The organism is Spirillospora sp. NBC_01491 (assembly GCF_036227065.1).
Taxonomy (GTDB): Bacteria; Actinomycetota; Actinomycetes; order Streptosporangiales; family Streptosporangiaceae; genus Spirillospora; species Spirillospora xylanilytica.
On sequence record NZ_CP109432.1, the window covers coordinates 6,963,789 to 6,978,922 of the forward strand.

Below are 15,134 nucleotides of genomic sequence, written 5' to 3' on the forward strand. Positions count from 1 at the left end.
CCTCGGCCGCCGACCGAGGGGGGCGTCACCACCGGTGATGCCCCTTTCACGCTGCGCGCCCCGGTTCCGTGCGCGGCCCGGCCCGACCCCGGCGGCGCCCGTCCGGCAACGGCACGGTGGCGCATTCGCCCGGCGCGGGCGAAGGTAGGGTTTCGTAAACGATGAAGGGGGTTGTCACGTCCGGGGACAGCATCGGCCACTACCGCATGCTCCAGACCCTTGGAGAAGGCGGCATGGGCGTCGTGTACCTCGCCGTCGATCCAGAGGGCCGCAAGGTGGCCATCAAGGTGCTGCGCTCCTCGGTCGCCGGCGACACCACCGCCCGCCGCAGGCTGGCCCGCGAGGTCGACACGATGCGGCGGGTGCACAGCCCGCACGTCGCCGAGATCCTCGACGCCGACGTCACCGCCGAGCGCCCCTACATCGTCACCCAGTACGTGCCCGGACGCACCCTCGAAGAGATCGTCGAGGAGTCCGGGCCGATCAGCGGGCCGGGGCTCCAGCGGCTGGCGGTCGGGCTGTCGTCGGCGCTGTCGGCGATCCACGGCGCCGGCATCATCCACCGCGACCTCAAGCCCGGCAACGTGATGCTGGTGGACGGCGAGCCGGTGGTGATCGACTTCGGCATCGCGCAGGGCGCCGACGCGACCCGGCTGACCGCGACCGGCATGGTCATCGGCACCCCCGGCTACCTGGCCCCGGAGATCATCGAGGGCGAGGACGCGGGCGAGCCGTCCGACGTGCACTCCTGGGCCGGGACGGTGGCCTACGCCGCGACCGGCCGGCCGCCGTTCGGGGCCGGCACCTTCGAGTCGATCTTCTTCAAGATCATGCAGGGCAAGCCCGACCTGAGCGGGGTGCCCGACGGGCTGCTGCCCGTGCTGCGCTCGGCGATGGCCCGGCACCCGGCCGAGCGGCCCACCGCGGTGAACCTGGTGCAGCTCACCCGGCGGATCCACTTCGAGTCGACCATCACCGACCAGACCCGGATCGACGACCACTACACGCGGCCCGACGACCAGACCCTGCCCGACGACTTCACGCTGCCGGGCGACGGTACCCCGCCGGGCGGCGGGCACACCGGGCACACCCGGCCGCCCGGGCAGCCCGCCGCCGACCACTCCCGGCAGTTCTCGGCGCCCATGCCCGCACAGCCTCCGCCGCAGGCCGAGCCGCAGCCGCCCGGGCCGGCGCCCGTCCCGGCCCAGCCGAAGGACTTCAAGGGGCTGCTGCCCCCGGCCGCGCCCCCGCCCGTCCCGCCGCCGGCGCCTGGGCCTTACGGGCAGGGCGACCCCTACTCGCGGTACGGGCAGCAGCAGCCGCCACAGACCCAGCCGCACCCCGGCGGGCTCCAGCGGGGGCCCGAGCAGGGCGGCCCGTACGACCCGTACGCCGAGCAGCGTCCCGGCGGGCAGAGTCCGGAGCAGCAGGGCGCCCGGCCCCGCGGCCGGGACGAGCCCCCAGGCGGCAAGGAACGTCCGAAGCCCTACGGCTGGTACCGCGTCCTCAGCCTCATCGTCCTGGTGGCGCTGCTCGGGTTCGCCAACATCGCGCCGCTGCTCGCGCTCGCGGTGACCGGGGTCGGCGTGCTGGTGCTGCGGATGGGCGACAAGGCCGCCAAGGGCATGGAGGACCGGCGCACCCGCCGCGGCCCCCGGGCGGGCGACGCGGTCGCGGCGGCCTTCAAGTCGCCGCTGCACCTGCCGGGCGCCGTGATGGCGACGGTCCTGCTGGGCGCGCTCTCGGTGCTGGCCGGGCTGATCCTGCTCGCGGTGCTGATGATCGCCAATCCGGACCAGACCGCCTCGCGGGCCATTTCCTACTCGGTGATGGCCATGATCGGGCTACTCTGCCTGGCCCCGGGCAGCGGGGCGCCGCGCCGGCAGCTCGCCCGGCTCTGGGGCGCCATGCTGCCGCGCACGGAGGCGGCGCTGGCCGCCGCCCTGATCCTGGGGATCTTCGCCGCGGTGCTGGTGGTGCTGTCCCAGAAGCAGCCGCCCGACACCACCCCGCTGAACGGGATGAGCCAGAACCTGGAGAGCCTGCGCAGCGATGTCCGCGACCTCGTCTCCGGGTTCCCGTTCCTCTGACGGGGCCTTCTCCCGCCCGCTCGAACTGATGCCTGATGAGGCCGATGGAGGGCCCCGCCGGTCGGTAGGGTGTCGAGCCTTATGAACGGGGAAACGAGCCACCAGGAGCACATCGGTCCCTTCCGGCTGCTGACCCGGCTGGGCGGCGGAACGGGGGCCGTCCACCGGGCCACCGGCCCGGACGGCCGCGACGTCGCGATCCGGCTGCTGCCCGCCGGGTCCGGGTCCGGGGCCGCTGGGTCCGGGCCCGACATCGCGCGGATGCGGGGTGTGCTCAGCCCGTACGTCGTGGACGTCCTCGGCGGCGACCCGGCCGCGGACCCGCCCTACCTCGTCTCCCGCCTCGTCCCGGGCCGGCCGCTCGGAGACGACGTCGCCGAGCGCGGTCCGGTGGCCGGGGCCGAGCTGCGGCGCGTCGCGCTGGGCCTGGCCAAGGCGCTGGCCGCGATCCACCGGGAGGGCCTCGTCCACGGCGCGCTGGGCCCCGGCACCGTGCTGATCGTGGACGGCTCGCCCGTCGTCGTCGACTTCGGCCTGGTCCCCGGCGCCGAGGCGGCCGGTGACGTGCGCGCGTGGGCCGCCACGGTCGTGTTCGCCGCGACCGGTGACGCCACCGCGGACCCGGCCGCCTCGGCGGCGGTGCCCGGGGCGTTGCGGCCGTTGCTGCTGGCGGCGTCCGCGGACGACCCCGCCGCCCGCCCGGGGGCCGAGGAGCTGGCCGCCGCGTGCGCCGGGCTCGACCTCGGCCCCGCCGTCCCGCCTGTCCCATCGTCCGCCTCGACGCACGCTCCACCGCCCGTCCCGCAGTCCGCCCCGCCGGCCGGTCCGCCGGCCGGGGGGCCGCCCGTGGCGGCGACCTCGCCCGACCCCGTCCCGACGGTCGCGTCCGCCTCCTCCGAGGGGAGTGTCGCCGTTCTCACGGAGCCGGGTGCCGAGACGCCCGCCGCCCGTCCCGGGCCGGGCGCCGACTCCGGCCACCATGACCTGGCGGCCACGCAGGGGTGGGCGCGGCTGCTGACGGCCACGGTCGTGGTGATCGCGGTCGGCGTCGCGGTCACGGCGCCGGTCATGGGGCTGGTGCTGTCGATCGCCGGGGTGGCCGTGCTCCGGGCGGCCGGGGAGTCCTCGGCGCGCGGCCGGCTCTCGGCCCTGGGCCGCACGCTGCTGACGCTCCCGTACGCGGCGGCGCTCATGGTGGCGGTCCCGCTCGTCCTGGTCGCGCTGTCGGTGGTCGGCGGCGAGATCGACGCGCTGAGCGCCTGCGCGTTCGGCGCTGGGGCGGGTGCCGCCGTGCTGTGGACGGGGCCCGGCGTGCGCGCGCCGCGGGCGCTCCTTGAGCGGATGTTCCTTCCGGTCGCGCGGGTGCCGAGGCGGATCGCGGTGGCGGGCGTGGTGCTCGGCGCCCTGGCGCTGTTCGCCGTGGTCGCCGCGATGTCGCTCACCCCGAGCTTCGCGCCGATGTACGGGCTCCAGAGCTCGCTGAAGGGCTGGATCGACCAGGCCGAGGCGGCACTGCGCTGACCTGGGCGCCCGCGGCGTGGGTAGGGTCTCCTCCGCGGGATTTGCCAGCGGACTACCGACCGGTAACATTTGTTCCGTGCGGCCCAATCGGGGACCCGGGGCCGAAGCGTGTTCGGGTCTTTGGCAGGCTGTGAGGTACCAACGCATGAGTACGCGCCGTCCCGTCATGGACGGCGCCCCTCTGTCCGCTCACCCCAGCGGCCGAACAAGTGCAGGGAGGTCGGCTACCGGCCATGAACATCGTCGTCCTGGTGAAGCAGGTTCCCGATACGGAGAGCCCGCGCAAGCTGAAGTCCGATGACAGCACGCTGGACCGTGCGGCAGCGGACGGTGTCATCAACGAGCTCGATGAGTACGCCATCGAAGAGGGGCTGCGCATCAAGGAGGCCCAGGGCGGCGAGGTGACCGTCCTGACCATGGGCCCCGACAAGGCGACAGAGTCGATCCGCAAGTCGCTGGCCATGGGCGCCGACAAGGCCGTGCACGTCATCGACGACGGCCTGGCCGGCTCCGACGCGCTCCAGACCTCGTACGCGATCCAGCAGGTGCTCGGCCGCACCGGTTTCGACCTGGTGATCCTCGGCTCGGAGTCGACCGACGCGCGGACCGGCGTCCTCGCCGCGATGCTCGCCGAGCGGCTCGGCGTGCCGCAGCTCTCGCTGGCCAACAAGGTCGAGATCGACGGCACCGCGATCAAGGTGCAGCGGCAGACCGACTACGGCTTCGACCGGGTCGAGGCGAGCCTGCCCGCGGTGGTGAGCGTCGTCGAGAAGATCAACGAGCCGCGGTACCCCTCCTTCAAGGGGATCATGGCGGCCAAGAAGAAGCCGGTCGAGACGCTCGACATCGCCGGCGCGGGCATCGACCCGGGGCAGGTCGGCCTGGCCGCCGCGGCCACCGAGGTGGTGGACTTCGCCGAGGCTCCGCCGCGCGCGCAGGGTCAGATCGTCACCGACGAGGGCGACGGCGGCACGAAGATCGCCGACTTCCTCGCGTCGAAGAAGTTCGTCTAGCGAGGAAGGGGATTAAGGAACAATGGCTGAGATTCTCGTCCTCGTCGACCACGTCGACGGTGAGGTCAAGAAGGTCGCCCTCGAACTGCTGACGCTGGCCAACCGGCTCGGCGAGGCCGCGGCCGTATGGGTCGGGCCCGGCTACGAGGGCGCCAAGGACAAGCTCGCCGAGTACGGCGCCGGCAAGGTCTACGTGGCCGCCGACGAGGAGCTGACCTCCTACGTCGTCGCCCCGAAGGCCGCGCTGCTCGCCCAGCTCGTCGGGGCGGGCTCGCCCGGCGCGGTGCTGGTCTCCGCGACGGCCGAGGGCAAGGAGATCGCGGGACGGCTCGCGGTCAAGACCGGCTCCGGCGTGCTCACCGACGTGGTCGACGTGACCGACGGCCTCGTCGCCGAGCACTCCATCTTCGGCGGCGGGATCATCGCGCACGCCAAGGTGCGGACCGGCACGCCGATCATCGCGGTCCGGCCCAACTCCATCGCGCCCGAGGCGGCCCCCGCCACCCCGGTCGAGGAGCAGGTGTCGGTCGCGCTGTCGGACGCCGACAAGGGCGCCAGGATCGTGGAGAAGGTCGTCCAGGAGAAGGGCGAGCGGCCCGACCTCACCGAGGCCGCGATCGTCGTCTCCGGCGGGCGCGGTGTCGGCGGCGCCGACAACTTCACCATCATCGAGGGCCTGGCCGACTCGCTCGGCGCGGCCGTCGGCGCCTCCCGCGCCGCGACCGACGCCGGCTGGTACCCGCACTCGTTCCAGGTCGGCCAGACCGGCAAGACCGTGTCGCCGCAGCTCTACATCGCGGTCGGCATCTCCGGCGCCATCCAGCACCGGGCCGGGATGCAGACCTCGAAGACGATCGTCGCCATCAACAAGGACCCCGAGGCGCCGATCTTCGAGCTCGTCGACTACGGGATCGTGGGCGACCTGTTCCAGGTCGCCCCGCAGCTCACCGCGGAGATCACCAAGCGCAAGTAGGCGCTCGGCCCTCCCCGCGGAACGCCCCGCCCCCGGTCCACCGGAGGCGGGGCGTCCCGCGTCCTGGGGCAGGACCGCGTCGCGGACCGGGTCAGGTGCGGGTCGGGGACGGCGCGGGGTAGGGGACCGCCTTGAGGATCTCCGGCCTGATGAGCCCCGCGATGTCGGCGTAGGGGATCTCCACGCGCTTCGAGCCGCAGGCGTTGCTGTAGCCGAGGTCGCCGCCCTGGTAGGTCACCTGGACGCCGGACGGGGTGGGCATGACGGCCACGCTCCCGTCGGTGAGCAGCGTCGGCGTGATGCCGGAGCCCGTGGTCTCGCCCGGGCAGAAGGCGTGGCCCGGCGCGTGCGCGAGCACCTTCTGGTTGAACGGCTCGAGGCCCGGTACGTCGGCGGCGAGGAAGAGGTCGATCGGCCGGTACGAGCGGCCGGTGGTCAGATCGACCAGCACGGACCGGGGCTGGAACCAGCCGACACCGACCTGTCCCCGCACGTCGGTGTCGTAGCGCACCGACAGGAGCTTCGGCCCGCGCAGCAGGACGGTCGCGGTGACGAGGCCGGTGAAGTCGCCGGGCTGCCCGCCCAGGGACCTGCGGGCCTGGGCGAACCGGGCGCCGAGCGGGGCCCGCAGCGCCTGGTCGATCTTCTGGCCGACGGCGGGGGAGCGGGCGTCCTTGACCGTGACGAACCGGCCCTGCGTCCGCCACACCCCGCCGCCCGGAAGCGGGCTCTGCGGTTCCGAGTACGCCTGGAGCACGATGGAGACGGGCTTGGGCCGCGGGGCGGGCTTGCCGTCGGCGGACGCGACGTACACCGCGGCGCCGCCCGCCCCGGCGGCGATCAGCGCGCCGCCCGCGATCGCCGCGGCGCCCTTGGCACCGACCGCGCCCAGCACCCCCTTGCCGGCCGCGCCCGCCGCGACCTGCCCCGCCCCGCCCATACCGGTCCCGGCGGCCCCGGCCCCAGCACCACTGGCCGCTCCAGCACCTCCGGCCCCGGCTCCGGCGGCTCCGGTGCCCGAGGCGGCTGCCCCGGCCGTCCCCGCCGCTCCCGCCGCGCCGGCGGCTCCGGAGCCGCCCGCGCCAAGGCCGAGCGCGGTGAGCGGGAACAGGACCGACAGTGCGGCGGCGGCACCGGCGAGCGCCCGCACGCCGCTGCGCTCCCAGCCCGGCCCGTAGGCGGCGGACGCGGCGTGCTCCAGCTCGGAGACGAACGCTGCGGCCCCGTGCGGACGGTCCCAGGGGTTCTTGGCCAGCCCGCGCGAGATCAACGGCCGGAGCGGCTCGGGCACGTCCTGCACCGGGATCGGCGCGGTCGTGTGCCGGCCCATCAGCCCGGCCGGGTCGTCCGCGGAGTACGGGCGGCGCCCGGTGACGCACTCGAAGAACACGCATGTCGCCGCGTACACGTCGGTGGCGGGCGAGGCGGGCTCGGCGCGCCACTGCTCGGGCGCCATGTACACCGGGGTGCCCGAGCGGCCCGCCTCGCCCGCGTCCACGGCGATGCCGAAGTCGATCAGCTTGCTCAGCCCGTCCGCCCGCACGATCACGTTGGCGGGCTTGTAGTCGCGGTGGACGATGCCGAGGTCGTGCGCGGCACCCAGGCCGAGCAGGGAGCCCTTGAGCACCGCCAGCGCGGCCTCGGGGGCGAGCGGCGCCCGCTCGGCGAGCACCGCCTTGAGGGACGCGCCGTCCACGGCCTCCATCACGATCGCGGCCCCGTCGCCGGTCTCGACCAGGCCGTACAGCCGGGCGACGAACGGGTCGCGCAGCCGCGCGAGCAGCTCGGCCTCGGCGCGGAACCGCTCCCGGAACCGCGGGTCGGCGGCGAGCCCGGCGGCGAGATACTTGATCGCCGCCGTGGCGCCGGTCGCGTCGTGCCTGGTCAGTACGACGCGCCCCTGTGACCCCTCGCCGAGCACGCGCAGCTCGCTGTACCCGGGAACCCGCCACTCGCCGTCCATCCGGACCCGCCCTTCACGCGACAACGTCAGAGGGCGTTATACCGGATCGGCTCAGGCCGCGACGGGCTCGGTGCGAGGTTCTCCGGGGGCCGGGGACCCGGCGGGAACGGCGGCCCCGCCGGCCGCCACCGCCCCCTCCGGCGCGTGGACGGCCGGGTCGCCGGCCGGGTCGCCGGCCGGACCGGCGGCGCCGATCTCGCTCGCGCCGAGCGGGACGTACCGAGCGCCCACCGCGATCATCAGGGCGAGGACAACGACCACACCGACCCCGACCCGCAGCGACGTGGCGTCCCCCAGGAAGCCGACCACCACGGGGCCGAGCAGCAGGCCGCCGTAGCCCATCGCGCCGACCTGCGCGACCGCGGCGGCGGGCCGTCCGGGGGCGGCCGTCCCGGCCAGCGAGATCGTGGTCGGCACCACGGTGCAGACCACCAGCCCGGTCAGGAAGAACCCGGCGATGGCGACCGGCGCGCTCGGCGCGAGCACGACGACGGTCATGCCGAGCGCGGTGCCGATGCCCGCGCCGGTCAGCATCCGCCGGGTGCCGAGCCGCATCCGGACCCGGTCCCCGACCAGCCGCCCGAACAGCATGGCCAGCTCGAACATCGGGTAGCCGAACGCGGCGACCGCCTGGGACGCGCCGAGCTCGTCGTGCAGCAGCAGCCCGCTCCAGTCGGCGATCGAGCCCTCGGTCATGAAGGCGATGAACGCCAGCACGCCGATCAGGTAGACCGCCACCGGCAGCCTGCGGGCCCTGCGGCCGGTTCCGGCCTCGGCCGGGGCGGCCGGGTCGGTCAGGTAGGTGCGGCCGAGCGCCAGCCCGACCGGCAGCACCAGGATCGCGGCGATCAGCACGGTCTCGGTGAAGCCCAGCCCGACGGCCGCGGTCACCACGCCGAACAGCCCGCCGGTCATCGCGCCGACGCACCAGCCGGCGTGCATCCCGCTCATGATCGACCGGCGGTACGCCTGCTCGACCACACTGCCCTGCGCGTTCATCGCGATGTCGGTGATCCCGAACGTCATGCCGAACACCGCCACCGCCGCCAGCAGCAGCCCGTACGTCGGGGCGAGCGCGACCCCGACGTAGGACAGCGCGGTCAGCGGCAGCGCGACGCGCAGTACGGCCCGGCTCCCGGCCCGCGCGATCACGGCGCGCAGCCCCTGCATGGCCACGATCGCGCCGAGTCCCCAGATGAGGACGACGATGCCGATCTCGCTCTCGCTGGTCCCGAACTTTCCGGCCAGCGCGGGCATGCGGGCCACCCACACGCCGGTGAGCAGTCCGGCCAGCGCGAAGGTCAGGAACGTTCCCAGACGGGCGCGGAACAGCATGGTTCACCTCATTCTCGACTCGGCGGGGCGCGGCCCCGCTGCGGGGGGACGCCGCGCGGTCGCGCGCGGCATCGGTGTGTGCGATGTCTCAGGGGGTTCTGGCGGGCCGGACCATCGGGACCGTTCCAGGCCGGGGAGCCGTCCCCGGCGGGGGAGTCCGTGCGATCGTGCGGCGGGTGGTGCGGTTACCGTTCGAGCAGGGCGAGCATCCGCCGTTTGAGCCGGCCGAGCTCTTCCTCGCCGTACAGCGCGGGCGCGTGGCTCACCACTTCCCACAGGCCCTCGGCGGCCAGCCGGACGACGCCCGCGGTCACCGGGTCGGGATCCTCGCCCGGATCGCGGCCGTGCCAGCACCGCATCGCCTCGTTCAGCGGCTCGGCCAGCTCCGGGTCGGTGGCCGCGGCCGTGATGGCCGACCACCGCCGGTAGGCGCGGGCCTCGCCGGAGAGGATCTCGAACGTGGCCTCGACGTAGGCGCGGGTGTAGGACCCGGGGGAGCCGTCGTCGAAGGAGGCGATCAGGTCGTCGAACTCCTCGATGACCCGCGCCACCATCGCCTTGACCAGGGCTTCCTTGGTGGAGAAGTGGTAGAGCAGCCCGCCCTTGCTCACGCCCGCGCGGTCGGCGACCGCGGCGAGCGTCAGCGCCTGGGTCCCGTGCTCGAAGAGCAGGGACTCGGCGGCGTCGAGGAGGGCGTTCTTCTTCATGGCGTCCTTACTGTACCGGCTGGACGGTATAGAGCCCAACCCGGGGCCGCCGGCCGGTATTCCGCGGTTCCGCGGAACTCGCACCGCCGAGGGGGAACACTGCGCGCGCGGATAATGTTGACCGCGTGGTGACCTACCTGGACCATGCGGCGACGACCCCGATGTCGCCCGAGGCCGTCGACGCGATGACCGCCGAACTGCGCCGGCTCGGCAATCCGTCCTCGCTGCACACGGTCGGCCGCCGGGCCCGCCGGGTGGTGGAGGAGTCCCGCGAGATCATCGCCGACGCGTACGGCGCGCGGCCGAGCGAGGTGGTCTTCACCTCCGGCGGCACCGAGGCCGACAACCTCGCGGTCAAGGGGATCTACTGGGCCCGCCGCGCCGCCGACCCGTCCCGCACCCGGGTGCTGGCCGGATCGGTCGAGCACCACGCCGTCCTCGACGCGGTGCGCTGGCTCGGCGACCACGAGGGCGCCCGGGTCGAGTGGATCCCGTCCGACGAGTACGGGCGGATCCGGCCCGAGGCGCTCCGCGAGGCGATCGGTCCCGGCGGCGGCGCCGATGTGGCCTTGGTCACCGTGATGTGGGCCAACAACGAGGTCGGCACCGTCCAGCCCGTCGCCGAACTCGCCGCGGTCGCGCGCGAGCATGACATCCCGCTGCACACCGACGCCGTCCAGGCGGCGGGCCAGCTCCCGGTCCGGTTCGCCGCCTCGGGCGCGCAGGCGCTCACGCTCAGCGGCCACAAGCTCGGCGGGCCGCTCGGGGTCGGCGCGCTGCTGCTCGCCAAGCCCAAGCCGCCGCTCCACCTCGACCCGGTGCCCGTCCTGCACGGTGGCGGGCAGGAGCGCGACGTGCGCTCCGGCACCCTCGACACCCCCGCCATCGCCGGGTTCGCCGCGGCGGTGCAGGCCACCCTCGCCCGCCGCGACGTCGAGGCGCGCCGTCTCGCGGGGTTGCGCGACCTGCTCGTCGACGCGGTCCGCTCGGCGGTGCCCGACGCGATCCTCAACGGCGACCCGGTGGACCGCCTGCCCGGCAATGCGCACTTCTCGTTCCCCGGCTGCGAGGGCGACGCGCTGCTCATGCTGCTCGACGCGCGCGGGATCGCCTGCTCCACCGGCTCGGCGTGCTCCGCCGGCGTCTCCCAGCCGAGCCACGTCCTGCTGGCGATGGGCGCCGATCCGGCCCGCGCGCGCGGATCGCTGCGCTTCACCCTCGGGCACACCTCCACCGAGGCCGACGTCAAGGCCCTCGCGGACGCCATCGGCCCGGTCGTCGAGCGCGCCCGCCGCGCCGGCCTCACCTGACCGCAGGCCCCCGTCCCGCCGGGACGCCGCGCCGTCTGCGGTGTTTGTCCGAGTTTGGAGGCGTCCGTACGGGGGACAGCGTCGCCGTTCGCAAGGAGGCGGCGTGATGACGACGAAGGTAGCGAGCGAGGGCGGCATCGGCCGCAGGGCCGCCGGGCACCCCTGGTTCCACCGCCTGTCCCGGGGCGGGCTGGTCTCCCGGGGAATCCTCTACCTGCTGGTCGGGTGGCTCGCCGTGCGGATCGGCCTCGGCATCGGCGGCGGCAAGGAGGCCGACAGGAAGGGCGCCCTGCAAACCATCGTGGAGACCCCCGGTGGAACCGTGGCGCTCTGGGGGATGACGCTCGGCTTCGCCGGGCTCGCCCTGTGGCAGTTCTCCGAGGCCAGGTACGGGAAGCCCGTCCCGGACGGCGACAAAGCGACCAAACGGCTGACCGCGCTCGGACGCGCCGTGGTCTACACGGCCGGACTCGCGAGCACGCTCGGATTCCTGCTCGGCCAGGGCGCCGAGTCCAGCGACGAGCAGTCCCGGTCGTACACGGCGCGCGCGATGGCCGAGCCCGGCGGACGCTGGCTGGTGTTCGCGATCGGCGCCGCCTTCATCGGCTGGGGGCTGTTCGTGCTGGGGCACGCGCTCCGGCGCACGTTCCTCAAGGACCTCAAGACCGGCCAGATGGGCCGGACCGCGCGCCGCCTCGTCGAGCCCCTGGGCATCGCGGGCAACACCGCGCGCGGGCTCGTCGGCGGCGCGGTCGGCGGCTTCCTCGTCCACGCCGCGCTCACGTTCCAGCCCGACAAGGCCAAGGGCCTAGACGGCACGCTGCGCCAGTTCGCCGGCACCCCCGCCGGCCGGTGGGGGCTGATCGCCGTCGCCGTCGGGCTGCTGCTGTTCGGGGGCTACTCGTTCTGCGAGGCCCGCTGGCGCAAGGTCGAGGCCGTCCCCGCCCGTCAGGGCAGGTAGGCCGACAGGACGCGCCACCCGGGGTCGGCGGTCGAGGCCACCTTGGCCTTGCCCTCCGACCAGCCCGCCGCGAGCTGGTCGAGATCGCCGATCACCCCGGAGTCGGGGTCGGCGTACAGGTGGAACACCCGCAGGCCGTCGCCGGTCTCGCGGACCGCCAGCACCGCCTTGTCGCCCAGCTTGGTCAGCTTCTTCTCGAACGCGCGCAGCGCGCCCGCGGAGGGCTCGACCGGGAGCCGGTCGGGGTTGCTGTGCGCGTACGGCACCGTGATCGCCACGTGCAGGTCGCACAGCGGGTAGTCCTGCCGGTGCAGCGGGAACCGGGCGCCCAGCCGCGCCGGGTGGCCGCGGGGCGTGCGGCCCTCGCCGGTCAGCCACTCGGGCTCCTCGAACGGCTCGGCGATCTGCTCGACCACCGAGGCCAGCAGCGCGGGCGGCAGCGAGTCGATCGGCGCCTCGGTCGCGATGGTGACCTCGCCGACCCAGCGGGCCACGTCGTCCTCACCGAGCGCCCAGTCGAGCACGTGCATCGCGACCTGGAGCTGCTGCTCCTCGGCCACGAACAGGAAGTCGGGGTGGTAGGCGCCGATGTCGACCCGGGCCCGGTCGGTGTCGGCGCGCATGCCGAGCCGCACGTACTCCAGGTCGAACTCGTGGTCGCCGAGCAGCAGGTCCTGGGCGAGCATCTCGGGGTCGGCCTGCCGCGCCGGGTGGAACCGCCAGCCCCCAGCCGCCGCGCCCGCCGGGGCGGCGCGGAACCAGCGCTCGGACAGCCCGCGCAGCTCGGGGTCGCCGCCGCCGGTCACGGTCAGCGTCGGCGCGCGGTCTTCGGCGCCGCCGATCTCCCACTGGAGCTCGGGATGGATCTTGTGGACGCGCCGGGAGAGCTCATCGACCGCGTCGGCGGACAGCCCCCCGCCGGGAGCGTCCAGCTCGCCCGGCGCCCCGGGGCCGGGCCGGTCGGGGTCGAGCGAACCCAGGTCGAGCGGGCCCAGATCGAGCGAGCCCAGATCGAGGGGGTCGGCGCCGGACGGGTCGGCGCCGGACGGGTCGGGGCCGGGCGCCTCCGTGCCCGGACCGGCGGCCAGCGACGCCTCGATCGTCGGGCGGGCCTGGGCCCACCACTCCCAGAATTCGGTGATCGCGGGCAGCGTCGAGGCGGACGCGTCGCGCGGGCGTCGGAAGATTCCCATAGCGTCGAACATCGTACGCGGATTTGCCTGCCCTCCGCCTTCGCCGCGTACGCTCGGAGGACTATGACTCTGCGCGTACTCGCCGCCATGTCCGGCGGCGTCGACTCCGCCGTGGCCGCCGCCCGCGCCGCCGAGGCGGGGCACGACGTCACCGGCGTGCACATGGCCCTGTCCAGCAACCCCCAGTCGTACCGGACGGGCGCCCGCGGCTGCTGCACCCTCGAGGACTCCCGCGACGCGCGGCGGGCCGCCGACGCGATCGGCATCCCCTTCTACGTGTGGGACCTCGCCGAGCGGTTCCACCGCGACGTGGTCGAGGACTTCGTCAGCGAGTACGCGGCCGGCCGGACCCCCAACCCGTGCCTGCGCTGCAACGAGAAGATCAAGTTCACCGCGCTGCTCGACCGGGCCCGCGCGCTCGGCTTCGACGCGGTCTGCACCGGCCACTACGCGCGCCTCGAGGACGGGGCGCTGCGCCGCGGCGTCGACGACGGCAAGGACCAGTCGTACGTGCTGGCCGTCTGCACGCCCGAGCAGCTCGCGCACGCGATGTTCCCGCTGGGCGACACCACCAAGGCCGGCATCCGCGCCGAGGCCGAGCGGCGCGGCCTCCAGGTCGCCGACAAGCCCGACAGCCACGACATCTGCTTCATCGCCGACGGCGACACCCGCGGGTTCCTGGCCGGCCGGCTCGGCTCGGCGCCCGGCCCCATCGTCGACACCGACGGCAACGAGCTGGGCGAGCACGACGGCGCCTACGCCTACACCGTCGGGCAGCGCAAGGGCCTCAGGATCGGCCGGCCGGCGTCCGACGGCCGGCCCCGCTATGTGCTCGACATCTCCCCGGTGACCAACACCGTCACGGTCGGGCCGCGCGAGTCGCTCGACGTGCACGAGCTGGTGGGCGAGCGGCCGGTCTGGCTGAGCGAGCCGCAGGCCGGACCGTTCGGCTGCCGGGTGCAGCTCCGCGCGCACGGCGAGGTGTACGACTGCGTCGCCGAGCCCGCCGGTGACCGGCTGCGCGTCCGGCTGGCCACCGCCGCCCGCGGCGTCGCGCCGGGGCAGGCCGCCGTCCTGTACGAGGGCGACCGCGTCCTGGCCTCCGCCACGATCGCCGAGACCGCGCGCATCGGCGCCTGACGTCCCGCCGCGCGGTGGCGGGAATAATCCCGGCCTTCCGGGCGCAGATATGGTCCGTACGCCATCTCAGCGAGGAGGACGGCCCGTGAAGTTCGGTGTATCGACGTTCGTGACCGATGAGGGCATCGGCCCGGCGGCGCTGGGCCGGGCCCTGGAGGAGCGCGGCTTCGGCTCGCTGTTCCTGGCCGAGCACACGCACATCCCGGTCAAGCGCGAGTCGCCGTGGCCCGGCGGCGCCGAGCTCCCGCGGTTCTACTACCGGACGCTCGACCCGTTCGTGGCGCTGACGGCCGCCGCCGCGGCGACCCGGCGGCTCCAGGTCGGCACCGGCATCGCGCTGGTGGTGCAGCGCGACCCGATCCTGCTGGCCAAGGAGGTCGCCTCGCTCGACCTGGTCTCCGGCGGACGGGCCGTCCTCGGCGTCGGCGCCGGCTGGAACCGCGAGGAGATGCGCAACCACGGCACCGACCCGCGGACCCGGATGCGGCTGCTGCGCGAGCGCGTCCTGGCGATCAAGGAGCTGTGGACCCGGGACGAGGCCGAGTTCCACGGCGAGTTCGTCGACTTCGACCCGGTGTTCTCCTTCCCCAAGCCGGTGCAGGACCCGCACCCGCCGGTGCTGATCGGCGGATCGGGGCCGACCGTCTTCGACCGGGTGGTGGAGGTCGGCGACGGCTGGATGCCGATCTTCGGCCGGGGCACCGACGGGCTGGGGGAGCAGATCACCGAGCTGCGCGGGCGGGCGGGGCACCGCGTCCCGGTCACGGTGTTCGGCACGCCGCCGAAGCCCGAGATCGTCGCCGAGCTCGACGCGGCGGGCGCCGACCAGGTCCTGTTCAACCTGCCGACCGAGCCCGAGGACCAGACGCTGGCGCGGCTCGACCGGCTGGCCGGTCTGCTGTGACCCGGGCGGACGGCGCCGTCGGTA

The 15,134-nt window shown here is 74.6% G+C and carries 12 protein-coding genes; 8 read left to right on the plus strand and 4 right to left on the minus strand.

The genetic code is table 11. The annotated features are described in order from the left end of the window. Positions 1 to 161 precede the first annotated feature (161 nt). The 4 genes from OHA34_RS32375 (at position 162) to OHA34_RS32390 (ending at position 5,597) form a co-directional block, all read left to right on the plus strand. Positions 162 to 2,090: a serine/threonine-protein kinase gene (locus OHA34_RS32375; RefSeq protein ID WP_285937539.1), complete on the plus strand. Its 1,929-nt coding sequence runs from the start codon at positions 162 to 164 to the stop codon at positions 2,088 to 2,090. 81 nt (positions 2,091 to 2,171) lie between these two features. Then, positions 2,172 to 3,611: a hypothetical protein gene (locus OHA34_RS32380; protein WP_329519823.1), complete on the plus strand. Its 1,440-nt coding sequence runs from the start codon at positions 2,172 to 2,174 to the stop codon at positions 3,609 to 3,611. Positions 3,612 to 3,844: 233 nt separating this feature from the next. Then, positions 3,845 to 4,624, plus strand: coding sequence for an electron transfer flavoprotein subunit beta/FixA family protein (locus OHA34_RS32385; protein WP_285937537.1), 780 nt, complete (start codon positions 3,845 to 3,847; stop codon positions 4,622 to 4,624). A 22-nt stretch (positions 4,625 to 4,646) separates the two neighbouring features. Beyond that, positions 4,647 to 5,597, plus strand: coding sequence for an electron transfer flavoprotein subunit alpha/FixB family protein (locus OHA34_RS32390; RefSeq protein WP_285937536.1), 951 nt, complete (start codon positions 4,647 to 4,649; stop codon positions 5,595 to 5,597). A 91-nt stretch (positions 5,598 to 5,688) separates the two neighbouring features. Here the strand turns inward: OHA34_RS32390 and OHA34_RS32395 are convergent, their stop codons facing one another. The 3 genes from OHA34_RS32395 to OHA34_RS32405 form a co-directional block, all read right to left on the minus strand. After that, the gene (locus tag OHA34_RS32395; RefSeq protein ID WP_329519824.1) at positions 5,689 to 7,560 is read right to left on the minus strand and encodes a serine/threonine-protein kinase; all 1,872 of its coding nucleotides are present in this window, start codon (positions 7,558 to 7,560) and stop codon (positions 5,689 to 5,691) included. A gap of 51 nt (positions 7,561 to 7,611) precedes the next feature. Beyond that, a complete protein-coding gene (locus OHA34_RS32400; protein WP_285937534.1) occupies positions 7,612 to 8,895 on the minus strand; it encodes an MFS transporter in 1,284 nt (427 codons plus the stop codon). Between the two features lie 185 nt (positions 8,896 to 9,080). Beyond that, positions 9,081 to 9,602 carry a TetR/AcrR family transcriptional regulator gene (locus tag OHA34_RS32405; protein ID WP_285937533.1) on the minus strand — a complete coding sequence of 174 codons (522 nt, stop codon included), beginning with the start codon at positions 9,600 to 9,602 and terminating at the stop codon, positions 9,081 to 9,083. A gap of 128 nt (positions 9,603 to 9,730) precedes the next feature. Between OHA34_RS32405 and OHA34_RS32410 the strand changes: the two genes are divergently transcribed. Next, entirely contained in the window at positions 9,731 to 10,912 is a 1,182-nt protein-coding gene (locus tag OHA34_RS32410; RefSeq protein WP_285938592.1) for a cysteine desulfurase family protein, read from the plus strand. Positions 10,913 to 11,018: 106 nt separating this feature from the next. Then, the gene (locus OHA34_RS32415) at positions 11,019 to 11,873 is read left to right on the plus strand and encodes a DUF1206 domain-containing protein (RefSeq protein ID WP_329519825.1); all 855 of its coding nucleotides are present in this window, start codon (positions 11,019 to 11,021) and stop codon (positions 11,871 to 11,873) included. Here the strand turns inward: OHA34_RS32415 and OHA34_RS32420 are convergent. Beyond that, complete coding sequence (locus OHA34_RS32420; RefSeq protein ID WP_285937530.1) at positions 11,861 to 13,066, minus strand: DUF695 domain-containing protein; 1,206 nt, start codon at positions 13,064 to 13,066, stop codon at positions 11,861 to 11,863. The genes OHA34_RS32415 and OHA34_RS32420 overlap by 13 nt on opposite strands. A 63-nt stretch (positions 13,067 to 13,129) precedes the next feature. Here OHA34_RS32420 and mnmA point away from each other — a divergent pair, with 63 nt between their 5' ends. Both mnmA and OHA34_RS32430 read left to right on the plus strand, forming a co-directional pair. Further along, positions 13,130 to 14,206: a tRNA 2-thiouridine(34) synthase MnmA gene (mnmA, locus tag OHA34_RS32425; protein ID WP_329519826.1), complete on the plus strand. Its 1,077-nt coding sequence runs from the start codon at positions 13,130 to 13,132 to the stop codon at positions 14,204 to 14,206. An 85-nt stretch (positions 14,207 to 14,291) separates the two neighbouring features. Continuing rightward, entirely contained in the window at positions 14,292 to 15,110 is an 819-nt protein-coding gene (locus OHA34_RS32430; RefSeq protein WP_285937528.1) for an LLM class F420-dependent oxidoreductase, read from the plus strand. Positions 15,111 to 15,134 lie beyond the last annotated feature (24 nt).